The organism is Glutamicibacter sp. (assembly GCF_050701915.1).
Taxonomy (GTDB): domain Bacteria; phylum Actinomycetota; class Actinomycetes; order Actinomycetales; family Micrococcaceae; genus Glutamicibacter.
On sequence record NZ_JBOGEG010000007.1, the window covers coordinates 50,692 to 74,248 of the forward strand.

The following is a 23,557-nucleotide window of genomic DNA, read 5'->3' on the forward strand; positions in this document are numbered from 1 at the left end:
CTACTTCATTAGCCGGAGATTGAATTGGTAGCGGTAAGGGCGTCCCTTGTTGGCCTGGATGGCTGCAAGGGCGCCCGAAACCGTCATGAAGACCCATAGGGCCACGGCTAGTACAGCGAAGAGCCAGCCGATGACTGGCAAGACCATGAGCACGTTGAATACGATGGCGAGAATGGTCAGCGGGAACGTGAAATTGAACGCTTCCTTGGATTCCTGCGCAGTGAACGGGCCGCGGTCCCGGAATACGGCAAAGACGATCGCCGATGGAATGCAGCCCAAGATGGCGCCGAAGTGGGCCATCATTGCCCACTGTCGATCTTCCGAAGGAGTCAGCGGCAGCGCAGAGGTCCTGGAACCTTCGAAGCGGGAATTCTCCGATGGCTTCGTCTGGCGTGATGTCACTATTTTTCCTTGTCTTGCTAAGTGTGGTTCCTCTTATCATAGCGACCGTGGCAGAGCGGACGGGGAGATTCGCAGACTAATCTCCAACTATTAGTCAATCGTTAGGAAACCGTAATCTTCGGTCGTGAGAAAATCGATCAATTCTTCAATCCGGCCCAACAGCTGTGGCTCCAGCTGCCCGTAATGCTGCACCGTGGACAAGAGGCGCTGCCATCCGATGCCGATGTCTTCCGCGGTGGCGTGCGGCCAGCCAAAGGCCCGGAGCACACCGGTTTTCCAATCGGTGCCCTTGGGGATCACCGGCCAAGCCTTGATGCCCAGTGTCGCAGGCTTGATCGCCTGCCACACGTCAACGTACGGGTGGCCGAGGATCAGCACGTTTTGTGCCGCGCCCGGGACCTTCATCGCTTCGGCAACGATGCGCGATTCCTTGCTGCCCGCGACCAGGTGGTCAACCAGGATCCCCAGGCGACGCTGCGCGGAAGGGGCGAAGTCGCGGATGGCGCCGGCAAGATCGTCCACGCCATGCAGCGGCTCAACGACGATGCCTTCAACACGCAGGTCGTGACCCCAAACTTTTTCAACCAGCTCAGCGTCGTGCTTGCCTTCAACCCAGATACGGCTGGCCCTGGCTTCCCGGGCCTTCAAGCCGGCGACGGCACGCGACCCCGAGGCGGAGACCAGCTTCTGGGGCGGAGCGGCCTTGGCAACCGGGTCGACGATTTCCACCGGTTCGCCCTCGAGGAAGAACCCGAAGCCCGCTTGGAAGGAACGGGCCTTGCCATGGCGGTCTTCGAGCACGATCACACGCATGCCACCGGATTTTTCGGTACGGATGACTTCTCCTACCCATCCTGAGGTGGCATCTTCGAGAATCATGCCACGTTCAACGGGGACCTGGCGGAGTTTTTTCGGTGCCGGTGCACTCAGATCCCGTGGTCCCCAGGAGTAATTAGTCACGTACTGCCTTTCGCTGTGATCGAATACGCTCGAAATCCAATGCTAGCAACAGCTGAACGTATTAGACTTGGCACTTGACAGGTTAGAGTGCCAAAGCCGGGCACAGGGAATCCAAGGAGGTGCTGTTGTGACAGAGCCGCGACGCCTAGACGTTCTGCGTGCCATCGTGGAGGACTACGTGCAATCTCGTGAGCCAGTGGGTTCCAAAGCGCTCCTGGACCGGCACAACCTCGGTGTCAGCGCCGCGACGATCCGCAATGACATGGCCTTGCTGGAAGAAGAGGGGCTCATTGTCGCTCCGCATACTTCCTCCGGACGCATCCCGACCGAAAAGGGATACCGCCGCTTCGTCGACGAGATCGGCGAACTGAAGCCGCTGTCGCGGGCCGAACGCGATGCCATCAACAAGATCCTGGATAGCTCCACGGACCTCGATGAGATGCTCAAGAGCACCGTTCGCCTCCTGGCGCGTTTAACCAACCAGGTAGCAATGATCCAGGTGCCGCACTACGACACCGCTTCGTTGAAGAACCTCGATCTCGTGGGCCTGGGCTCAACCCAGGTGCTGATGGTGATGATCGCTTCCAATGGCACGGTGGATCAGCGCATGATGCCGGTCCAGCGTTCCTACAGCGATGATGAGCTGGGCGACTTGAAGCTGTGGCTGCTCAATAATTTCGGGGGAGTGAAGCTTGCGGAACTTGCCGGCCGGCTCACCCGCATTGAGCACAGCTCGACGCAGCAGGCCGACCCCTTGGTGGACCTGGTGCTCGGTGCGCTGGAAGAAATGGCCCACGCGGCCAATGCGCAGCGCATCATCATGGCAGGCACCGCCAACCTGGCCCGCGTGGAAGGGGACTTCCCGCTGAGCATTACCCCGGTGCTCGAGGCGCTCGAGGAGCAGGTAGTGCTGCTCAAGCTCTTCTCCGAGCTGGAAGCCGATTCGCGCGGTGTGGCCGTGGCCATCGGCACCGAGCACCACTACGGACAGCTATCGGAAGCCGCCGTGGTCGCCACGACCTACGGCACCGATGTGCGCAACAAGCTCGGGGTCCTTGGCCCCACCCGGATGAACTATCCAACCTCCATGGCTTCGGTTCGTGCGGTGGCACGGTACCTGTCGAAGATTTTGGCTAACTAGCCTCGCTGGGCACCGGCCCAGCACTACCGAATTTCAAGATTCTTAGGAAAGGACACGGCGAATAACGTGAGCTCGCATTACGAGACCCTAGGCGTTGCCAAGGACGCGACCCCGCAGGAAATCAAGAGTGCCTACCGCAAGTTGGCGCGTAAGCTGCACCCGGATGTAAACCCTAGCGATGATGCTGCAGAGCAGTTCAAGCTGGTCACCCGAGCCTACGAAGTCCTTTCCGACCAGACCAAGCGCGCCAACTACGACGCCACTGGCGATGAGAACGGCAATGGCCACCCGGGCTTCGGCGGCGGAGGCCAGGGCTTTGGCGGCTTTGGCGACATCTTCGAGCAGTTCTTCGGTGGCGGGCAGGCCCAGGGCCCGGCATCGCGCACCCAGCCGGGCCGCGACGCACTGATCACCATCACCATCGACCTGGAAGATGCGGTCAAGGGCACGGTCTACCCGCTGGAGATGGAAACCGCCGTTACCTGCAAGACTTGCAACGGTTCGTGCACCCGCGAGGGCACCAGCCCGGTCACCTGCGACATCTGCCATGGCGCAGGCCAGGTCCAGCGTCCGGTGCGTTCATTCCTTGGCCAGATGATGACCGTGGAAACCTGTGCGGCCTGCCGCGGTTTCGGCACCACCATCCCGGACCCCTGCCTGGAGTGCAACGGCGAAGGCCGGGTGCGCGAGCATGTGTCCAAGTCGCTGAACGTTCCTGCAGGTGTCGACTCCGGCACCCGCATCCAGTTGCGCGGACAGGGCGAAGCCGGCCCGGGCGGCGGCCCGAACGGCAACCTGTTCGTCGAGATCGACGTGCGCCGCCATAAGGTCTTCGAGCGCGCCGGCACCGACCTGCACGCCAAGATGAGCCTGCCAATGACCGCCGCGGCGCTGGGTTGCGAGCTGAAGCTGGAGACCTTCGATGGCGGGCAGTCCATCAATGTCGAGCAAGGTGCGCAGGATGGCGACACCGTCACCCTGCCGGGCCTCGGTGTGCCGCGCCTGCGCGGAGGCAAGCGCGGGGACATCATCGTGCACCTGCAGGTGGAGACCCCAACCAAGCTCGACGCTGCCCAGCGCGATCTGCTCGAGCAGCTGGCCAAGCTGCGCGGCGAAGAATTGTCGTCCGGCCGGGTGGAGCACAGCGGCGGCATGTTCTCCCGCCTGCGCGACAAGCTGAACCAGCGCTGAGCATGAGCAACCACAGCTTCGTCATCGACGCCCAGCAAGGCCAGGTCGCAACGGCCGGGGACATTCTCGAACTGGATGGCTCCGAGGCGCACCACGCGGTCACCGTCAAGCGGGTATCCGCCGGCGAGCACCTGGACCTGCTGGATGGCAAGGGGCTGCGCCTGACCGTGGAGGTCATCTCGACCGCCAAGGACCTGCTGCGCGTGAAGGTCCTGCGCCGCGCCGAGGAAGCGATCAGCGATCACCCGGTCACCCTGGTCCAGGCGCTGTCCAAGGGGGATCGCGACCTGCAAGCCGTTGAGTCCGGCGTGGAACTCGGTGTGCTGGCGGTACGCCCCTGGCAGGCCGACCGTTCGATCGTGCGCTGGAACGCGGCCAAGGTCGACAAGGCCATGGCCAAGTGGCGCGCCCAGGTGCGTTCGGCGCAGAAGCAGTCACGCCGCGCCTATGAGCCAGAGGTACTGGACCCGCTGGGTTCCAAGGACCTGGCCAAGGCCATCGCGGCCGATACCGCAAATGGCGCACTGGTTCTGGTGCTGCACGAGCAAGCCACGGATTCGGTGGCCCGGCATGTGCAGTCGTGGCTCGCCGATGCGCGGGCCGGCCAGGAGATCATCATGATCGTTGGGCCGGAAGGCGGCATCTCCGAAACGGAGCTGCAGTCCTTCATCGATGCCGGAGCCCACCCGGCTTTGCTGGGCCAGCATGTGCTGCGCGCCTCGACCGCAGGGCCCGCGGCGCTGGTCTTGATCCGCCATTTGATCGGCGAGATCTAGGTTCGAAAATACCGGTTAGCAGTAGAATTGCTCCGCGAATCCTGGCAGGCGCATGCCCGCAAGGCTTTCGCGGAGCAATTTCGCTTCCGGCCGGCGCCACGAGTTCGAGCCTATGAACCGGCTCGGCTTCGGTAGCACCTATTATCGCTCAGCGCGCCTCGCGCAGACACCTTGGTTCGCCACGGCGAACCAGAGAGACTTGCGGGCATGCCCATGGCAAACCATAAGATGAAGAACCCTCAGACCATCGCGCTAATTGCCACGGGCCTATCACTGGCCTTGTCGGCATGCAGCCCCAGCTGCTCCGCTCTGGGCATCGACGAGGGAGAATGACGAGCCATCTGCACGCCGGCGGACGCGAATAGCGAGATGTTCCTCGCCTTGGATTTCTTTCGCATCCACGGCAGCGCCACCGCAGAAATCCAGGATGTACAGATCCAGGAAGGCGCTAGTTTGAAGATCGTGTAGTTTACAGCGATCCCAGACGATGACCGCGGATCCCGAGGGGTCATGGAACCAGCTGACGCTGCATTGGCTCAAAACCGGCTTGCAGATGCCGATGATGATGCTGTCCTCCAGCTCTGGATGGCCCTTGGAAACGAGGCGGAACCAGGCAACGCGCAGTCGTTGCACGTCAGCTACGCAGATGTAGGCGGTGACCGGGCAAAAGCCCTGTCGACAGCAATGGCACTGAAGATCCTGCCAGCAGGGGAGGTTTGCCAAGTCGCTACTAGTGCAGGAGCTGGACCTGATAGTGGGCGACGAGGATCGTGTCCAGGCCTTCTAGCTGTGGCTTGTACCGCTGCTGCTGAGCTACTCGACGAGGAAGTCGCTGGTGACCTTGCCGACAAGATGGTCGGATCCGGTTTCAACACCCCAGAAGGTCAGCCGGTATGAGCCGGCACGCAGCTCGGTGGTCAGGGTGAAGGAACCGTCTTCGTTGATCTGCCCAGGGTTGACCTGCTTCTGAGCGGTCATCACGGTGAGATTGCCGTCGGCGTCCTTGCGCTGCAAGGAGTAGAAGGTGCCGATGTCGAATTGGGTGGTTCGACCGTTTATCTTGATCGAGCCATCCTTCAAGGTCTTGCCGAACTGCGGATCAATGATCCAGATCGGTGCAATGAACTTGGCATCGCGCTCGTAGACATCCTTGAGCCGGAAGCCGTCGAAGACCGTTGCATTTGCTTGGCCGTCGACCAGGATGCGGACCGTTGCGGGAACGTCGCCCACAACCAGTCCAGTACTGGCGGCAGCTGCCGTTGCAGTGAAGACCAGCTGCTGGATGGCGCGTTCGGATAGACCTTGATCCAGATGGGCGCTGAAAACCTTGTCCGGAAGATCCAACGTGATGACATTCGCGTTATTGATCGAAACGCCGATTTCATCGGTGGGCTTCAAGTGCGTATAGCGCTTCGGCTTCATCGGGTCGGCCGCGAGCAGCGTCCAGATCGCATCGCCGATGGGTTCTTGATGACGGGTGTCCTGGATGTATTCGCGGTACAGGAACACGCCGGTATCGGTGTTCTCCAGCCAGTAGATGGGCAGGTTTGCCGCGATACCGACATTCTCGCCAGCGTCGGTGGCGCTGGGCAGGTTCAGCGATTCGGCCACGGCGGATGAGGGCATCTCATAGGAGCTCTCGCGATTCGTCAGACCGCATCCTGCGGCGACGACGAGAGCGGCAGTGATTCCCAAAACGCCGAATCGGCGTGGAATCTTCCGCATGATCCTTGATTGCACTGCGTACCAATCCGTGGTGATTTTTGCTATTTTGGCCCCTGACAGTATTGGAACCGCTCTCAAGCTTGCCATATTCAAGGCGGCTATCAGCAGAAAAATGGCCCACCTTACTAATCCGTAACCAAATCTATATGTTCGCCACTTGCTCCGATTAGCATCATTCAAGACTACTTTCAGGTATTCCTGCTTACGCTGAGACCTGAATTATCTCCGGATTGGCCTGCGACTCGATAGAATGGTAAGCAGGACAAATCACGATCACCACCAAGCTCGCAAAGGGGCGCCGCGCACTGCATGCAGGTTGAACAGAATAAGGCGACAGCGGAGAACGGATCCGCATCGCTCACCATCAGTTTCGATACAGCTGAGCTCATGATTGCCACCCTAGGTCCCAACGACGAGCTATTGCGTATTCTCTCCGGCGCCTACCCGCAGGTGAGCTTCCGCCCCAACGGCCAATCACTGGCCCTGGTAGGTGAACCGCAGCAAGTCCGCAAGGCCCAGCGCGTCACCGAAGAAGCCCGTTCGCTGGCCACCCGCGGCTCACGCATGAGCGCCGAAACGATCGAGCAAATCATCAAGATGCTCAGCGCCGGCAATCCAGATGCGCCCACCGACGTCCTGGGCTTGAAGATCCTGTCGGGGCGTGGACGTTCCATTCGGCCCAAGACCGTGAACCAGAAGAGCTACGTCGACGCCATAGAGGATTCGACAATCACCTTCGGCATCGGCCCAGCCGGTACCGGCAAAACCTTCCTGGCCATGGCCATGGCCGTCGCCGCCTTGCAGGACAAGCAAGTCAACCGCATCATCCTGACCCGGCCTGCTGTCGAGGCAGGGGAGAAGCTGGGCTTCCTGCCGGGCTCGTTGACCGAGAAGATCGACCCGTACCTGCGCCCGCTCTATGATGCCTTGCACGACATGATCAATCCGGAAACCATTCCGCAATTGCTCGAAGCCGGAACCATCGAGGTTGCTCCGCTGGCCTACATGCGTGGGCGCACCCTCAATGATGCTTTCGTGATCCTGGACGAAGCGCAGAACACCACCAGCGAACAGATGAAGATGTTCCTCACCCGCCTTGGATTCGGTTCCAAGATGGTAGTGACGGGGGATGTCACCCAGGTGGATCTGCCTAACAATGCGACCTCCGGGTTGCGCATGGCCAGCGATGTCCTCGAGGGACTCGACGACATCAGCATCTGCCGACTCGACTCTTCGGACGTGGTTCGCCACCGCCTGATTGCCGACATCGTTACAGCTTACGACCGTTGGGATGACACCCGACGCAAAGAACACAACCGGGGACGCCGCAGCAAATGAGCATTGAAGTAAATAACGAAACCGAATACGACGTCGATCTCAAGGATGTCAATGCCTTGGCGGAATCGGTGATGCTGGCAATGTTCCTGCACCCGGAAACCGAAGTATCGATCGTTTTCATCGACGAGAATGCCATGAGCGCCTTGCACGTCGAGTGGATGGACCTCGAAGGCCCCACCGATGTGATGAGCTTCCCGATGGATGAGCTGCGCCCCGGAACTGCCGGTGCGCCGGGGGAGAACGGCATCCTTGGCGACATCGTCATCTGCCCTTCCGTCGCCGAAGCCCAGGCCAAGGCCGGCGGCCACAGCACCCACGATGAAATCCTGTTGCTGACCACCCACGGCCTGCTGCACCTCATAGGTTTCGATCACATGGAGCCAGCGGAAAAGGAAGAGATGTTTGCCCTGCAGCGTCAGCTTCTGGAGTCCTACACCGGCCGCCCAGCGCCAAAGGAAACGGTGGAATAACCCCGTGGAAATAATCTTGCTGATTCTCGCCCTCGTTTTCATGGCCTTCTCGGCCGTGCTAACTGCCGCAGACTCAGCCTTCTACGCATTATCCCGGCACGCAGCTGAACGCCTGCGCGCCGAGTCCAATTCCAAATCGCTGTCCGCGATCCTGGATGAGACAGAAACCCACGCCCAGGCAGTGAAGTTCTGGCGGATCTGGTTTGAGACCGCTTCGGCTGTCGCTGTTGCCCTGCTCGTTTCGCAGTGGATCGAGAATGTGTGGCTGATCGGCATGATCTCCACTATTGCGATGGCTGCCCTGGGATTCGTCCTGGTCAGCGTGTCGCCGCGACGCTACGGGCGCTCCAACGCCCAGCAAGTCGTGCAGTCCACCGCCACCCTGGTTCGCTTCTTGCGCCTGGTTCTTGGGCCCATCACCACGTGGCTGGCTTCCATTGCCAAGGCACTGAGCCCCGGCGGCGTGGATGGAGACGGCTACCTGGGCAAGGAACGACTGCGTGACCTGGTGGATCGCGCTTCCGAAGGCGAGGACCTGGATGAGGAATCGGCCGAACTGATCTCCTCGGTGATCGACTTGGAGGAGACCAGCGTTCGTTCGGTGATGGTGCCGCGCACCGACATGGTGGTGCTGGATGCGGACCATTCCTTCCACAGCGCCATGGACCTGTTCATCGCCTCGGGCTTCTCCCGCATCCCGCTGATCGGCGAGGACACCGATGACATCCAGGGCATCATCTACCTCAAGGACCTGATCCGCGAGATCCACGGCCTGCAGCAGGCCCGGACCCTGGCCGAATTGGCGCGCAAGGTCCGCTTTGTTCCCGAATCGAAGTCGGCAGCCGACCTGATGCAGGAACTGCAGCAGGAATCCATCCACCTGGCCATCGTCATCGACGAGTACGGCGGAACCGCGGGTCTGGTGACCCTGGAGGACCTGCTTGAGGAAATCGTTGGCGAAATCGACGACGAGTATGATCGTTCGAGGGCCGAATTGATCCAGAACCCTGACGGGTCCATTTTCGCCGTGGCGGCGGCATCCATTGACGATATTGCCGACCACTTCGACATGCACATTGAGGAAGAAGACGTCGACACCGTCGGCGGCCTGCTCTCCAAGGCCTTGGAATCGGTGCCGGTACTCGGTTCCACCGCCGATGTGCACGGCCTTCGCCTAACCGTGGTGGCCCTCGCGGGCCGCCGCAACCGTATCGGCAAAATCCATGTAGAGCGTCTGGAAACAGATGCATCCGACCATATTGAGAACGACGAGGATTCCTCACATGAGTGAAAACCATAACCTGCTCGCATCCAGCGGATGGCCTGAGGGCTTCCGCTCCGGCTTCACCTCTTTCGTAGGCCGCCCGAATGCCGGCAAGTCCACCCTGACCAATGCCCTGGTGGGCCAGAAGGTGGCCATCACCTCGGCCAAGCCGCAGACTACCCGCCACACCATCCGCGGTATCGTGCACCGCGAGGATGCGCAGTTGATCCTGGTCGATACCCCGGGCCTGCACCGTCCGCGCACCTTGCTCGGCCAGCGCCTGAACGACCTGGTCGCCGATACCCTCTCCGAGGTGGACGCGATCGGCTTCTGCATCCCGGCCAATGAGAAGATCGGCCCGGGCGACCGCTACATCGCCACGCAGTTGGCTCAGCTGCAGCGCAAGCCGATCATCGCCCTGGTCACCAAGGCCGACTTGGTGGACCGCGAACAGCTCGCGCAGCAGCTGATCGCCGTCGCCGAGATGGGTACCCAGAACTTCGGCGAGAACGGCTTCGCCGCGATCGTGCCCGTCTCCGCTGTCAAGGAATTCCAGGTCGAAGAGGTGGCCAATGTGCTGGCAGAGCACCTGCCAGTGGGCCCGCCGCTGTACCCGGACGGCGAGCTGACCGACGAGCCGGAAGCCAAGATGGTTTCTGAGCTGATCCGCGAAGCCGCCCTTGAAGGCGTGCGCGACGAACTGCCGCACTCGCTGGCCGTCGTCGTTGAAGAGATGGTTCCCCGCGAAGGACGCAGCGAAAGCAATCCGCTGATCGACATCCACGTTTCGCTCTTCGTTGAGCGCTCCAGCCAGAAGGCCATCATCATTGGCCGTGGCGGTTCGCGCCTGCGCGAGGTCGGCACCAACGCCCGCAAGGGCATCGAGAAGCTGCTGGGCACCAAGGTCTACCTGGACCTGCACGTGAAGGTTGCCGAGGATTGGCAGCGCGACCCGAAGCAGCTTGGACGCCTCGGCTTCTAGGCTGCGCGCTTCAGCGTTGAAAGATGCCCCGTTCGTCCCCCAACACCAGACCGGTTTTGGGGGATGAGCTGGTTAACCGGCTACTTGGCCAAGCGCTTGAGGATCTGTCGGGCCACCAGCCGATCCATGCCGGGAAGATTCGTGGACCGGATAATGGTTCGCCGGATCCACAGGGCCAGCTTGTTCCGCGGGAGAAAGCTGTTCGCCGCACGGCGTCCGGAGGCTTGGGCAGTTGCGATCTTGGGCCGCATCATCTGCTCGTACCGGGCAAGGGCTGGCTGAAGCTGCCCGGGTGCGACAACGCCGCCCAGGGCATCGCCCAAGGCCGCGCCAGCGCAGACGGCCATCGCCCCGCCTTGCCCGGCCAGAAGCGAGACCGCGGCGGCCGCATCGCCGATCAGCACCACTGGACCGGAATACCACGAATCCATGACCACCTGCGCGACAGCATCGTCATAGGGATCTTCTGGACACAGCGCGAGCAACCGGTCCACTTGTGCGCCGCAACCGGCGAAAACGTGGCGGAGCCGGGCAAGCGCGGGGCCGAGCGGCGCGGCATGATCGTGGCGATAGACCAGGAATGATGCCACCTCGTCGGTACGCAGCCCATAGATTCCTGCGGTGCGGTCGAGAGTATCGGTCATGACGAACCGGTTCCTATAGCGCCGGTTGAGTTCGGGCTCCCGGACAATGAAGGCCGCTGCCCTCATCCCCAAGGGGCGCAGGTAATGTTCTTCTGGACCAAAGAACCTGGCGCGGACCGCTGAATGGATGCCATCGGCACCGACCAGCAGGTCCGCGACCTCCGGCTTGCTCCTGCCCCTGATGCGGACATGGACCTGTTGCCCATGGACGTCCAGCTGATCGATATGAACGCCATAGTGGAGGCCCAGACGTGACGGATCGACCTCTTCCAGTGCTTTTCGCGCGGCGGCTTCCATATCCGGCCGCAGCAAGGTGAGCACCTTGCCACCGGCGATTCCGGAGAACTTCGAATAGTCCAGGGACGCCGTCGGCTTGCCCTGCCGATCCACGTATTGCGCGGCCTGCACCTGGTAGGCAACCTCGGCAAGATAGGGGTGCAATCCGATACGCTCGGAAGCTTCTACGCCTGGACCGAAGAAGTCCATCATGTACCCGTCGGGACGCGGGGCGTTCGATCGCTCGAGCACGCGTACTTCCCAGCCGGCAAGGCCCAGCTGGCGGGCGGCCACCAGCCCGGCTATTCCAGCGCCGATGATGATCGCCTTCATCGATGGACCTCCTTGGCGCTTAGCTCCATTGAGCCTATTGTTCGCCTGCGCTTCCATCCTGTCCACTGCTTTGCGCAATGCGGACGTCCAGTATGTGACACGCAAGTGACATAAGTTTCACTTGCCTCCAAAGCGCGGTGTTATGCTCATTTCGTGCATTTCGAGCTTCTACTACTACTTAGCCGCTGCGAGGATCCAAAGGACCGCTAGTGGTCTACAGGCCGACCCCTCGTCGCGGAGTAGCTCTTGTCTGGCCCCACAAACTAAGCACTAATTTTGTCTAGGGGACCCACAGAAATGCAGAACATGCAGAAATCTTCGAACATGCCAATCCACAAGTATGTTCCGTTCCAGGACCAGATCGAGGTCAATCTGCCCGATCGCACCTGGCCCGACAAGTACATCACCAAGGCCCCGCGCTGGTGCGCGGTCGACCTGCGTGATGGCAACCAGGCGCTGATCGACCCGATGAGCCCAGAACGCAAGCACAAGATGTTCGACCTGCTGGTCGAAATGGGCTTCAAGGAAATCGAGGTCGGCTTCCCATCGGCTTCGCAGACCGACTTCGACTTTGTCCGCCAGCTGATCGAGCGCGGCATTCCCGATGACGTGACCATCCAGGTGCTCACCCAGTCCCGCGAGCACCTGATCGAGCGCACCTACGAAGCACTGGAAGGCGCCAAGCAGGCCATCGTCCACCTGTATAACTCCACCTCGATCCTGCAGCGCGAAGTCGTCTTCCGCCAGGACGAGGACGGCATCGTGGACATCGCCGTCCAGGGCGCCCGGTTGTGCAAGAAGTACGAAGAGCAGCTGACCGGCACCAAGATCACCTACGAGTACTCGCCAGAGTCCTACACCGGTACCGAGCTGGCCTTCGCCAAGCGCATTTCCGAGGCCGTGGCCGAGGTCCTGGAAGCGACTCCGGAAAACAAGATGATCTTGAACCTGCCGGCCACCGTGGAAATGGCTACCCCTAACGTGTACGCCGACTCCATCGAGTGGATGCACCGCAACCTGGCCAACCGCGATTCGATCATCCTCTCCCTGCACCCGCACAACGACCGCGGCACCGGAGTAGCCGCTGCCGAGCTGGGCTACCTGGCTGGTGCCGACCGCATCGAAGGCTGCCTGTTCGGCAATGGCGAACGCACCGGCAACGTCGACCTGGTGACCTTGGGCATGAACATGTTCGGCCAGGGCATCGACCCGCAGATCGACTTCTCGGACATGGACCACATCCGCCGCACCGTCGAGTACTGCAACCAGCTGCCAGTGGCCGAACGCAGCCCCTACGGCGGCGACCTGGTCTTCACCGCCTTCTCCGGTTCGCACCAGGACGCGATCAAGAAGGGCCTGGAAGCGATGGAGGCCAAGGCTTCGGCTGAAGGCAAGGACATCAACGACCTGGTCTGGGCTGTTCCCTACCTGCCGATCGACCCGAAGGACATCGGCCGCTCCTACGAGGCCGTGATCCGCGTGAATTCGCAGTCCGGAAAGGGCGGGGTCGCTTACCTGCTGAAGAACGACTACAACTTGGATCTGCCGCGCCGTGCGCAGATCGAATTCTCCGGCGTCATCCAGCGCAAGACCGATACCGAAGGCGGCGAGATCTCCTCGCAGCGCATCTGGGACGTCTTCCAGGACGAGTACCTGCCGGTGAGCGAAGATTCTTCCATGGCCGCTTGGGGCTACTACCAGATCGCCTCGGCTACCGCGGCATCGGCGGAAGATGGCAGCTTCCAGCTGGATACCAAGATCATCATCGACGGCGTGGCCCACGAGCGCAGCGCCCAGGGCAACGGCCCGGTCTCCGCACTGGTCAAGCTGCTCAACGATGATGGCGTGGATCTGCGCGTGCTGGACTACTCCGAGCATGCCATGAGCGAAGGCGGCAACGCCCGCGCCGCGGCATTCGTCGAATGCGCTGTGGGCGATCGCATCCTGTGGGGCATTGGCCTGGACACCAACACCAACATTGCAGCACTGAAGGCCGTAGTTTCGGCCGTCAACCGCGCAATCCGCGACAGCAAGTAGGTCTCCGGCAGCACCCTGTCGCCAGCTCGACGCCACGGCCAGCCTCACCTCGCTGGCCGTGGCGTTTTGCCTAACCCGGTACTGCCAGGGCGGTCGGCAAGCAAGCGCCAACGAGGAAAGTGAAGAGCTTTGCCCGGATTCATCGGTGAGATCCGCATGGTCCTCATAAGGCATCCGGCAGCTCAGGGAAGTTTAGCTGCAGCGTCTAATTCGACGGGAATGCAGGCGATTGCCAAGGGACCGCAATCGCGGAAGCCGGGTCTGGCGGACTGGAGTCGACCGATGGCAGTGGTCGTAGCCGATGTTCCCGAACTGCGTGGCTGTCGGCTTTCCTGCTCAATTTAGGTCCGGGGACGCCTTGAACCGTTTTTCTTCGGGCCCTGCAAATGCCCGATTGCTCCTGCAGCTACCTCGCCCGGGGACGAATCGACACCCATGGGAATCGACGGATTCAGAACTTTGGGAGTTGAAGTGGGAGAATATTGTCCGTGTCCAGATCAGGTTTCGCCTCCAAGAGCTACCACACCCGTGGTTTGGTCCTGCGTACCCACAAGCTGGGAGAAGCCGACCGTATCATCACCCTGCTGACCCCCAAAGGGATTGTCCGTGCGGTGGCCAAGGGCGTACGCCGGACTTCCTCGCGGATGGGCGCCACGCTGGAACCGTTCATGGAAGTCGACGCGCTTCTGGTAATGGGTCGCAACCTCGATATCTTCTCGCAGGCGCAGCTTCGAAATCCTTACGGCCAACTGCTGGTCATGGACTACCCGAGCTACACGGTAGCCAACGCCATGTCGGAGATCGCTGAAAAATTGCTGGAAACAGAAAGCGATTCGGCCCACCAGCAGTACCAGCTCTTCCACGGTGCGATCGCCCTGTTATCCAAGCAGCGAGTCGATTCCGGTGCTGTGCTGGATTCCTACATCTTGAGGGCCCTGTCGGTTGCTGGTTGGGCACCGTCCTTTACCGACTGCGTGCGCTGTGGCAAGCCTGGCCCGCATCAAGCGCTCCACGTCCAACTTGGTGGCGTCGTCTGCCCCGATTGCCGCCCCTCTGGATCGTTATCGCCACACCCCATCACCATTGAATATCTGCAGGCCCTGCTCGAGGGTGACTGGTCCACCGTGGCAGAAGCAGGACCACGAGCTCGCAAGCAAGCGGCAGATATCGTGGCCAACTACTTGCAGTGGCACCTTGAGCGTGCCGTGAATTCCCTACGTCTTGTGGAGAGAAATTGAAGAAGCTTCCTAAGATCACCGGCCGCCGAGGCCCTGTGGCTCCTTATGCGCATCCTGATAATCCGCAGATGCCCACCATTCCTCAGGAACTCATCCCTGAGCACGTGGCTATCGTGATGGATGGCAATGGACGTTGGGCGAACCAGCGGGGACTGCCTCGTACCGAGGGGCACCGTGCAGGCGAAGCCGCTCTGCTTGATGTGGTGGCCGGAGCCGTGGAGTTGGGCGTCAAATATGTCTCTGTCTACGCGTTCTCAACCGAGAACTGGAAGCGCAGCCCTGAGGAAGTGCGCTTCCTGATGGGCTTTTCACGTGATGTCCTGCGCCGCCAACGCGATACGTTGAACTCGTGGGGTGTTCGCATTCGTTGGTCGGGTCGAGAACCCAAGCTCTGGAAATCGGTTATCAATGAGCTCAAGGAAGCCGAAGAGCTCACCAAGGACAACTTAGGCTGCCAACTGACCATGTGCGTGAACTACGGCGGGCGCGCGGAACTAGGCGACGCTGTCAGCACCATTGCCCAGGACGTTGCCGCCGGCAGGCTTCGCGCTAGCTCGGTTGGCGAAAAGACCATCGCGAAGTACCTGCATGCTCCGGAACTACCTGATGTGGATCTCTTCCTTCGAACCAGTGGCGAGCAACGCACAAGCAACTTCCTGCTGTGGCAGTCGGCATATGCAGAGATGGTCTTCCTGGATCAGCTTTGGCCGGATGTTGACCGACGGACGCTGTTTACCGCCGTAGAAGAATATGTCAAGCGCGATCGCCGTTACGGCGGAGCTATCGATAAGCCACAGGCCTAAGATGTTTTTAGCGTTGTACCCACCATGCGCAACCAGAGACTTAGGTCTCGATATGCTGCGGCCCTGGCGGGTTCAGCGGAGGTGAACACATCGTGCATCGCGCCGGGAATTTCGGACAAAGTGACAAAGCTACCGAGCTTCAACGCCCGCAGGCGCGTTTGCTGAACGTCGAGTACCGAATCGCAGTGCTGCATATCGGGGGAGTAGCTCGTACCGATATGGGTGCGATCCGAGGTGAGGACAAAGATCGGCTCTTGAAGCTTCAGCCCCTTTGCAACTAGGGCATGGCCATCAAATATCGTTTTCAGCCATCCTGCGGTGTTCGGAAAAGCGATTCGTGGTCGCCAGAGTCGATGAACGTCCCATTGGCCGTGGCTATCAGTACTTAGCGATTGCCAGTAATGGTCGAATTCTGGTCCGCTGAGTTTCCTGCGCGGATTCGTTCGGGTGATCGCTTCCATAAGACCGTGAAAAGGAATGCGCAAGAAGGCCGTTCCCTGAAACTCGAGCCACGGAGCATTCAGGACCAGAGCTTTAATGCCTGGCGCTTGGCGTGCAAGCCATAAGCTCAGAATCAGGCCGCCCGTCGAGTGCCCTTGGGCAACAACCGGTAATAGTGGATGCTCATTGCGCAGTAGTTCCAAACTCGCATTGAGCTCTTCATCGAAGTCCGCTAAGTCATCGACATAACCCGGCAGAGCATGTTCGGCTCTCAGGCTGCGTCCATGCCTGCGTAGATCCAGTGCGTAGAAGTGATATCCATGGTGATGCCAAAAAGCTGCCAGTTCGCGGTTGTAAAAATAATCGCTCCAGCCATGCACGCTCAGAACTATTCCTTGGGCTTTACGTCCGAGGCGATTCCTGAGTCCTGACGGGCGATAGCGAATCAAGGTCGCGATGGCCGGTCCCTCTGCATCGACACCGAAATCCAAGGTTTGGTGCTCAAAATCAGGCCCGAGCGGATCTTCGACCCATTGCCCCGGCCGAGTTGAGGACATAAAGTCTGGCCAACTGCTGCTTTCTGGAACAACGAAGTGCTTCATATCTTGAATACTACCCATCTCAAGTTGTCTGTTTCGGGTTCTTCACGGGAAAATGGTTCTATGCGCATATACCCACTGGTCTTCAAGCACGTGTTCACCAAGATGGACCCTGAACAGGCTCACCATTTTGCATTCAACGCGATCAAGATTGCGCAACGCGCAGGGCTCACTAGGGCAGCTCGCAAGTTTTTCGCTCCGGCTCCTAAGCTGAAGCGCACCGTTATGGGTATTGACTTCCCGTCGCCTTTCGGATTGGCTGCTGGTTTCGACAAGGGAGCCACCGGAATCCTGGCGTTGAGCGACATCGGATTTGGCCATGTTGAAATCGGGACAGTCACCGGTCAGGCCCAGTCCGGCAATCCGCAACCGCGACTCTTCCGCTTGGTTGAGGACCGCGCGGTGATCAACCGGATGGGCTTCAACAATGAAGGTGCCGAATGCGTTGCTGCCCGTGTCGCCGGTGCTCGCCAGGAGCTCAAGGCAGGTTACGCTGAAACTCGCCCCGTCATTGGCGTGAATATCGGCAAGACAAAGGTCGTGGAGCTGGAAGACGCAGTAGGGGATTACCTGGCATCCACCCGCCAGCTGGCGATCCATGCCGATTACCTGGTCGTCAACGTTTCCAGTCCAAATACCCCGGGTCTGCGCCTGCTGCAGAGCGTTGACTCTCTTCGCCCGTTGCTTTCGGAAGTCGGCCAACTGGCTGACAAGGTTGCTGGCCGCCACATCCCGTTGCTGGTCAAGATTGCTCCCGATCTTAGCGATGATGATGTCGCTGACGTTGCACGCTTGGCCATTGAGCTTGAACTCGACGGCATTATTGCCACCAATACGACTATCGGTCGCGAGAACTTGAGCAGCGATGCGTCCAAGGTCGAAGAAATTGGTGCCGGCGGCCTATCTGGTGCTCCGCTCAAGCAGCGATCACTTGAAGTTCTTCGCCAGTTGCGTTCACTCGTTCCAGCCGAAATGGCTTTGATCGCCGTAGGCGGCGTGGAAAATGCCCTGGATGTGAAGGAACGCTTGGACGCAGGCGCGGACCTGGTCCAGGGCTACACCGCATTCCTCTACGAAGGTCCGTTCTGGGCACGTTCGATCAATAGGGACCTGGAGCGCATGCTCTAGCTCGTTGGCATGCAAAACCCCAAAATGCTCCTGTGCGGCCCCGATTCGAAACGAGTCGGGGCCGTGCTGCTTTAATTGCACACATCTTCTGCCTACGGTCCGCCTGCAACAGCTGTGAACTCAGGTTGGTTCAGGTGGGGAAGGCAGGGATGGCGCGTGCTATGGCAGAAGCTGGCAAATAACGACTGCCAAGCGATATGAATCCTTGTATCAGCGTCCACAAGACTGCATGCAGCAAGCAAGTACAAGTCCTTGTAGAAATGCACAGCGACAACGTCATTCCGGACTCGGAATTTACTTCTTCTTGTACTCCGAATCACAAGCTTTGAATTTTGTCATATTGTCGAGCAATTAACTAGAAAAGGGGCAAGCTCATGCGAGCTTGCCCCTTGCGGTCTAGCGGGTCGACTAATCGATATTTGCGCCGCGCTTGACCTGTGGCTTTGGCAGGCGCAATTTGCGGAACTGCATTCCGCGCATTGCCGCGTACATGCGTACGCCCTTCTCCATGCGACCGAACTTGGCGACCAGGCGCTTCTTCAAGAGGACGGTGGTCACGATTGCTTCGATGATGATCAGTGCGATAACAACCCAGAGGGCAGTCTGCACGAACATCTGAATCTGGAGGTTGCGCTGGAATACCAGAGAGACAACCAAGAAGGCCAAGATGATGAACATCATGAACTCTCCGAACATCCAACGAGAGTCAATGAAGTTACGGGTGTAGCGCTTCTGCTCACCCTTGTCGCGTGGCATCAGGTAGCGTTCATCGCCAGTTTCGTTGGCTAAGCGCAAACGATTCTGCGCTTCAATTCGCTGTTGACGCTGGGCCTCCTTAGCGGCCTTGCGATCTGTAGGAACCAATGGGCGCTGACGGTTCGCCTGCTGCGCACTGCGCTTGGGCGTTGGTCCAGTCTTGCGGCCGTCGGTTGTTTCCGGGGCCTGCTGGGCAGACTCCACATTTACGGGGGATTGAGGTTCATCCTTCTTACGTCCAAACACCCCTCTATTCTAGCCGGAAATAGTTAGCGGCGTGACATTCGCTACGCGAGGAATTGCTAGGCTGAAGACATGACCGAAAATACTACCTTCGACTCTGTTGCAAACGACGTCGATATTGCCGCGCTAAAAAGCCACATCGAAACGAACTTCGAGAAGATCCTCGATGAGCTCACCTCCTTGGTCGCAATCCCAAGCATTGCCTGGGAATCCTTCGACCCGCAGAACCTGGAAAAGTCGGCTGAAGCAGTAGCCGAATTGGCCAAATCGGCCGGCATGGAAACCGTGGAAATCCTGCGCGAGCCTGCGCAGAACGGCGCTATGGGCGCGCCTGCTGTCGTAGCCCAGCGCAAAGCAGCGCCCGGAAAGCCCACCGTGCTGCTGTACGCACACCACGATGTCCAGCCTCCGGGCAACGAGGAGGACTGGAACACCCCGGTCTTTGAAGCCACGAAGGTAGGGGATCGGCTGTTCGGTCGCGGTGCCGCTGACGACAAGGCCGGCATTATGGTGCACATTGCGGCCATGCGCGCCGTGCTGGACCTCGTTGGCGATTTCGGCGTCGGCGTGACCTACTTCTTCGAGGGGGAGGAGGAAGCAGGGTCCCCATCCTTCCGCAACTTCCTCGAAGCCCATCAGGACAAGCTGGCAGCAGATGTGATCGTAGTTGCCGACTCGTCCAACTGGTCGGTTGGAACTCCAGCATTGACCAGCTCGCTGCGCGGCATGTGCGCAGCGGAGATCACCGTTCGCTCGCTGAACCATGCGGTTCACTCGGGCATGTTTGGCGGACCAGTTCTCGATGGCCCGGTCCTCGCGGCCAAGTTGATTTCCAGTTTCCACAACGAAGATGGTTCTGTTGCCGTCGCCGGCCTGATTGCCAACGACGTCGCTGAAGTCGACTTTGACGAAGCCGAATTCCGCAGGGACTCCGGCGTTCTGGATTCCTTCCAGCTTGCCGGCACCGGAAAGATCACCGACCGCTTGTGGAATAAACCAGCACTGAGCGTGATTGGAATGGATATCCCAAGTGTTGACCACTCGTCGAATACCCTGCTGCCGGCAACGCGTTTCAAGGTATCGATGCGCCTGGCCCCAGGACAGAATCCTGCAGATGCGCTCAAGGCCCTTGAAGCTCACGTCAAGAGCGTTGACCTTCGCGGCGCCGAGGTTGAGTTTGTCGCCACTGAAGCAGGAAACGCCTACAAGGCCGACCTGGACGCTTCGGCGAATGACACTGCACGCTGGGCGCTAGAACAAGCCTGGGGCGTTGTTCCGGTGAATATGGGCTTGGGTGGATCAATTCCATTCATCGCAGATTTGCTGGACGTCTTCCCGAAGGCGCAGATTCTGGTGACCGGTGTCGAGGATCCTGATTCGCGCGCGCACTCGGCCAACGAGTCGTTGCATCTAGGCGACTTCCAGCACGCGATTGAGGCTGAAGCCCTAATGCTGGCGAGGATCAACGCCGAAGGACTATGAACCGTGTCATACGGAGAGACGCAAGGGGAGAAATCTTCAGCGTAGCGACGTAGGATAGAAGCAAGAACAGAGGTGCCAGTTCCAGTAACAAATCTGGAGCTTGGTGCCGCATCGAGCAGTATGGGAGGAAAATCATGACTGCATCTGTTGACCAGACCAAGGGCGACCCAACCGAGGTGCCAACCCACGAAGTAGAGATTTCAGACGTGGCAGCGGACAAGGTTCGCTCGCTTCTGGAACAGGAAGGCCGGGATGATCTTCGTCTCCGCATCGCCGTGCAGCCAGGTGGCTGCTCGGGCCTGATTTACCAGCTCTACTTCGATGAGCGCATGCTCGACGGCGACGCGGTTCGCAACTTCGATGGCGTTGAGGTCATCGTTGACAAGATGAGCGTCCCGTACCTCGCTGGCGCGTCCATTGATTTCGAGGACACCATCTCGAAGCAGGGCTTCACCATCGACAACCCGGCCGCATCGGGTTCCTGCGCCTGTGGAGATTCCTTCCACTAGGCCGTAGGGAACTAACGCCGCTGTTCAAACGTTGAAGAAATTTCTCGTTAGCACAGCGGCGTTTTTCGGCATTCTGACCCCAAAGAGGGTAAGCTCTACATTAAGTAGTAAAACTATGTTTCCCTTCGTGAGCCACCTCACCGTGCAACTCGTTTAAACCACGAGGTGACTTATGAAGACCACATTCTGCACCAACAAAGAGGAAGGGCCGTCTGTGAGTTCGCAAGACCGAACCGGCAGTCGCGGGTCCGCTAAAGCCAAAGTACTGGCTTTAGTCGGCACTGGCGCATTGCTGTTGACGGGATGTACAGCGGAGGCAAAACGCGGTTGGCTCCCAAACGTGGAGCGCGACACCACCAACCACACCGGGGCAATCCAGGATTTCTGGGTTAACTCGTGGATCGCTGTTATTGTCGTCGGCGTATTGACCTGGGGATTGATGCTCTGGTGCGTCATCGCCTACCGCCGCCGCAAGAACGATACGGGTTACCCGCGTCAGCTGAGCTACAACCTGCCATTGGAGATCTTCTACACGGCCATTCCTTTGGTCCTTGTTCTAGTCTTCTTTAGCTTCAACAACAACCTGGAAAAGCAGATCAACGCCCCTGTTGATTCTGAGGTTGTAGTAGATGTCCGAGCCAAGCAGTGGTCTTGGGACTTCAACTACAGCTACCAGGGCACCGAGAAGTACTACGCCGGCGAACAGGCTCACTTGAACACCGATGGCTCGGAAGGCGTTCGCGAAGAACTGCCAACCCTGTACCTGCCAGCTGGCAAGTCGGTAACCCTTGAGCTGAATAGCCGCGATGTCATCCACTCCTTCTGGGTACCAGCCTTCTTGCAGAAGCTGGACATGATCCCAGGTAAGACCAACTACATCTACCTGACTCCACAGGTTGAAGGTAGCTACGACGGTAAGTGCGCCGAGCTTTGCGGCGAGTACCACTCCGAGATGCTCTTCAACGTCGAGGTTGTCAATGAGTCCGAGTTCAAGGCTCAGCTGGCAAAGATGGAAGATGGCCACATTGGTGAAGAATACGACCGTCAGCCAAATGCAGTTAACGGCGTCGTAGTAGAGCACGGGGAAGGAGAGTAATCATGACAACGTTTGAATATGCAACTGACGACGTGAAGTCGATTGCCCCCGCCGTAGTGCCGAAGTCTAAGGGTCGTCTATTCGTCGACTACATTACTTCGACCGACCACAAGAAGATCGGGTACATGTACCTGATCAGCTCGTTCATCCTGTTCTGTGTCGGTGGCGTTATGGCGCTGCTGATTCGTGCAGAGCTGTTCGAACCTGGCATGCAGATCCTGCAGACCAAGGAACAGTACAACCAGCTGTTCACCATGCACGGCACCGTCATGCTCCTGATGTTCGCGACCCCGCTGTTCGCAGGTTTCGCCAACGTCATGATGCCCCTGCAGATCGGTTCCCCGGATGTGGCCTTCCCGCGTCTGAACGCATTGGCCTTCTGGTTCTTCTCGCTGGGGTCGCTGATCGCTCTGGCCGGCTACCTCACCCCTCAGGGGGCAGCTAGCTTCGGTTGGTTCGCTTATGCTCCTCTGTCGAACACCACTTTCTCGCCTGGCATCGGCGGAGACCTCTGGGTCTTCGGCCTTGCACTGTCGGGCTTCGGTACCATCCTTGGTGCCGTCAACTTCATCACCACGATCATCTGCCTGCGTGCACCTGGCATGACCATGTGGCGCATGTCGATCTTCTCGTGGAACACCCTGATCACCTCGTTGCTGGTCCTGATGGCTTTCCCGCCGCTGGCAGCTGCGCTGTTCGCTCTGGGTGCAGACCGCCGCTTCGGTGCCCACATCTTCGACCCGGACAATGGCGGTGCCGTACTGTGGCAGCACCTGTTCTGGTTCTTCGGACACCCTGAGGTCTACATCATTGCGCTGCCGTTCTTCGGCATCGTCTCTGAGATCTTCCCAGTGTTCTCGCGCAAGCCGATCTTCGGCTACAAGGGTCTGGTCTTCGCGACCATCTCGATCGCTGCACTGTCGGTTTCCGTGTGGGCGCACCACATGTACGTCACTGGCTCGGTAATGCTGCCGTTCTTCGGCTTCATGACCATGCTTATCGCGGTTCCAACCGGTGTGAAGTTCTTCAACTGGATCGGTACCCTGTGGCGCGGCTCGATCACCTTCGAAACCCCAATGCTCTGGAGCATGGGCTTCATGATCACCTTCCTGTTCGGCGGTTTGACCGGTATTATCCTGTCGGCTCCGTCGCTGGACTTCCACGTATCGGATACCTACTTCGTTGTGGCTCACTTCCACTACGTAGTCTTCGGTACCGTTGTGTTCGCGATGTTCGCTGGCTTCTACTTCTGGTGGCCAAAGTGGACCGGCAAGATGCTCAACGAGCGCCTTGGCAAGATTCACTTCTGGATGCTGTTCATCGGCTTCCACGGCACCTTCCTGATCCAGCACTGGCTGGGCGTTATGGGCATGCCACGTCGCTACGCCGACTACATGCCTGAAGATGGCTTCACCGCCATGAACCAGGTTTCGACCGTCTTCGCATTCATTCTGGGTGCATCGATGATTCCATTCTTCTGGAACGTGTGGGTAACCCATCGAAACGCCAAGAAGGTTGAAGTTGATGATCCATGGGGCTTCGGCGCATCGCTGGAGTGGGCAACCTCTTGCCCTCCACCACGCCACAACTTCCACTCAATCCCTCGCATCCGTTCGGAGCGTCCGGCACTGGATCTGCACCACCCGGAACTGAGCGGACGGGTAACCCCCGAAGCCCCGGTTGCGAAGATCTTCGGCTCGGCTGACCAGAAGGACGTGTAACA

22 protein-coding genes are annotated in these 23,557 nt (G+C 59.5%); 15 read left to right on the forward strand and 7 right to left on the reverse strand.

Going from position 1 to position 23,557, the window contains the following annotated elements; genetic code table 11:
• Entirely contained in the window at positions 1-402 is a 402-nt protein-coding gene (locus ACRDT3_RS06890; protein WP_431492272.1) for a DUF4870 domain-containing protein, read from the reverse strand.
• 90 nt (positions 403-492) lie between these two features.
• Positions 493-1,362 carry a DUF3097 domain-containing protein gene (locus tag ACRDT3_RS06895; protein ID WP_431492273.1) on the reverse strand — a complete coding sequence of 290 codons (870 nt, stop codon included), beginning with the start codon at positions 1,360-1,362 and terminating at the stop codon, positions 493-495.
• Between the two features lie 127 nt (positions 1,363-1,489).
• On the opposite strand from ACRDT3_RS06895, the gene hrcA reads away from it, so the two are divergent.
• The 3 genes from hrcA (at position 1,490) to ACRDT3_RS06910 (ending at position 4,470) form a co-directional block, all read left to right on the forward strand.
• Entirely contained in the window at positions 1,490-2,503 is a 1,014-nt protein-coding gene (gene hrcA / locus ACRDT3_RS06900) for a heat-inducible transcriptional repressor HrcA (protein ID WP_431492274.1), read from the forward strand.
• A 66-nt stretch (positions 2,504-2,569) separates the two neighbouring features.
• Entirely contained in the window at positions 2,570-3,694 is a 1,125-nt protein-coding gene (gene dnaJ, locus ACRDT3_RS06905) for a molecular chaperone DnaJ (RefSeq protein ID WP_431492275.1), read from the forward strand.
• Between the two features lie 2 nt (positions 3,695-3,696).
• Entirely contained in the window at positions 3,697-4,470 is a 774-nt protein-coding gene (locus ACRDT3_RS06910; protein WP_431492276.1) for a 16S rRNA (uracil(1498)-N(3))-methyltransferase, read from the forward strand.
• 270 nt (positions 4,471-4,740) lie between these two features.
• Here the strand turns inward: ACRDT3_RS06910 and ACRDT3_RS06915 are convergent, their stop codons facing one another.
• Both ACRDT3_RS06915 and ACRDT3_RS06920 read right to left on the reverse strand, forming a co-directional pair.
• A complete protein-coding gene (locus tag ACRDT3_RS06915; protein ID WP_431492277.1) occupies positions 4,741-5,103 on the reverse strand; it encodes a hypothetical protein in 363 nt (120 codons plus the stop codon).
• A 180-nt stretch (positions 5,104-5,283) separates the two neighbouring features.
• Positions 5,284-6,195: a GerMN domain-containing protein gene (locus ACRDT3_RS06920; protein WP_431492278.1), complete on the reverse strand. Its 912-nt coding sequence runs from the start codon at positions 6,193-6,195 to the stop codon at positions 5,284-5,286.
• A gap of 309 nt (positions 6,196-6,504) precedes the next feature.
• On the opposite strand from ACRDT3_RS06920, the gene ACRDT3_RS06925 reads away from it, so the two are divergent.
• From ACRDT3_RS06925 to era, 4 genes are read left to right on the forward strand one after another with little or no spacing between them, the layout of a single operon-like run.
• Positions 6,505-7,533 carry a PhoH family protein gene (locus ACRDT3_RS06925; protein ID WP_431492279.1) on the forward strand — a complete coding sequence of 343 codons (1,029 nt, stop codon included), beginning with the start codon at positions 6,505-6,507 and terminating at the stop codon, positions 7,531-7,533.
• Positions 7,530-8,003: an rRNA maturation RNase YbeY gene (gene ybeY / locus ACRDT3_RS06930; protein ID WP_431492280.1), complete on the forward strand. Its 474-nt coding sequence runs from the start codon at positions 7,530-7,532 to the stop codon at positions 8,001-8,003. Before ACRDT3_RS06925 ends, ybeY begins: the two co-directional genes overlap by 4 nt.
• 4 nt (positions 8,004-8,007) lie before the next feature.
• On the forward strand, positions 8,008-9,294 hold the full coding sequence (locus ACRDT3_RS06935) for a hemolysin family protein (RefSeq protein WP_431492281.1): 1,287 nt from the start codon (positions 8,008-8,010) through the stop codon (positions 9,292-9,294).
• Entirely contained in the window at positions 9,287-10,249 is a 963-nt protein-coding gene (gene era / locus ACRDT3_RS06940; RefSeq protein WP_431492282.1) for a GTPase Era, read from the forward strand. The genes ACRDT3_RS06935 and era overlap by 8 nt, the downstream gene beginning before the upstream one ends.
• An 80-nt stretch (positions 10,250-10,329) precedes the next feature.
• Here the strand turns inward: era and ACRDT3_RS06945 are convergent, their stop codons facing one another.
• Positions 10,330-11,502: an FAD-dependent monooxygenase gene (locus ACRDT3_RS06945; protein WP_431492283.1), complete on the reverse strand. Its 1,173-nt coding sequence runs from the start codon at positions 11,500-11,502 to the stop codon at positions 10,330-10,332.
• Between the two features lie 297 nt (positions 11,503-11,799).
• On the opposite strand from ACRDT3_RS06945, the gene leuA reads away from it, so the two are divergent.
• The 3 genes from leuA (at position 11,800) to ACRDT3_RS06960 (ending at position 15,580) form a co-directional block, all read left to right on the forward strand.
• A complete protein-coding gene (gene leuA, locus ACRDT3_RS06950) occupies positions 11,800-13,539 on the forward strand; it encodes a 2-isopropylmalate synthase (protein ID WP_431492284.1) in 1,740 nt (579 codons plus the stop codon).
• 488 nt (positions 13,540-14,027) lie between these two features.
• Positions 14,028-14,777, forward strand: coding sequence for a DNA repair protein RecO (gene recO, locus ACRDT3_RS06955; RefSeq protein WP_431492285.1), 750 nt, complete (start codon positions 14,028-14,030; stop codon positions 14,775-14,777).
• A complete protein-coding gene (locus tag ACRDT3_RS06960) occupies positions 14,774-15,580 on the forward strand; it encodes an isoprenyl transferase (RefSeq protein WP_431492286.1) in 807 nt (268 codons plus the stop codon). The genes recO and ACRDT3_RS06960 overlap by 4 nt, the downstream gene beginning before the upstream one ends.
• Here ACRDT3_RS06960 and ACRDT3_RS06965 read toward each other — a convergent pair.
• Positions 15,577-16,623 (reverse strand): alpha/beta hydrolase, encoded by a 1,047-nt coding sequence (locus ACRDT3_RS06965; RefSeq protein ID WP_431492287.1) that lies wholly within the window; start codon positions 16,621-16,623, stop codon positions 15,577-15,579. The genes ACRDT3_RS06960 and ACRDT3_RS06965 overlap by 4 nt on opposite strands.
• A 60-nt stretch (positions 16,624-16,683) precedes the next feature.
• Here ACRDT3_RS06965 and ACRDT3_RS06970 point away from each other — a divergent pair, with 60 nt between their 5' ends.
• Positions 16,684-17,748 carry a quinone-dependent dihydroorotate dehydrogenase gene (locus tag ACRDT3_RS06970; RefSeq protein ID WP_431492288.1) on the forward strand — a complete coding sequence of 355 codons (1,065 nt, stop codon included), beginning with the start codon at positions 16,684-16,686 and terminating at the stop codon, positions 17,746-17,748.
• A gap of 408 nt (positions 17,749-18,156) precedes the next feature.
• Here ACRDT3_RS06970 and ACRDT3_RS06975 read toward each other — a convergent pair whose 3' ends face one another.
• On the reverse strand, positions 18,157-18,750 hold the full coding sequence (locus tag ACRDT3_RS06975; protein WP_431492289.1) for a DUF3043 domain-containing protein: 594 nt from the start codon (positions 18,748-18,750) through the stop codon (positions 18,157-18,159).
• A gap of 69 nt (positions 18,751-18,819) precedes the next feature.
• On the opposite strand from ACRDT3_RS06975, the gene ACRDT3_RS06980 reads away from it, so the two are divergent.
• The 4 genes from ACRDT3_RS06980 to ctaD all read left to right on the forward strand — a co-directional run bounded on the left by ACRDT3_RS06980 (position 18,820) and on the right by ctaD (position 23,555).
• On the forward strand, positions 18,820-20,229 hold the full coding sequence (locus ACRDT3_RS06980) for a dipeptidase (protein WP_431492290.1): 1,410 nt from the start codon (positions 18,820-18,822) through the stop codon (positions 20,227-20,229).
• 134 nt (positions 20,230-20,363) lie between these two features.
• Positions 20,364-20,738 carry a HesB/IscA family protein gene (locus ACRDT3_RS06985; RefSeq protein ID WP_105658344.1) on the forward strand — a complete coding sequence of 125 codons (375 nt, stop codon included), beginning with the start codon at positions 20,364-20,366 and terminating at the stop codon, positions 20,736-20,738.
• A gap of 214 nt (positions 20,739-20,952) precedes the next feature.
• Positions 20,953-21,834, forward strand: coding sequence for an aa3-type cytochrome oxidase subunit II (ctaC, locus tag ACRDT3_RS06990; RefSeq protein ID WP_431492291.1), 882 nt, complete (start codon positions 20,953-20,955; stop codon positions 21,832-21,834).
• Between the two features lie 2 nt (positions 21,835-21,836).
• Entirely contained in the window at positions 21,837-23,555 is a 1,719-nt protein-coding gene (ctaD, locus tag ACRDT3_RS06995; protein ID WP_431492292.1) for an aa3-type cytochrome oxidase subunit I, read from the forward strand.
• The last annotated feature ends 2 nt before the right edge of the window (positions 23,556-23,557 follow it).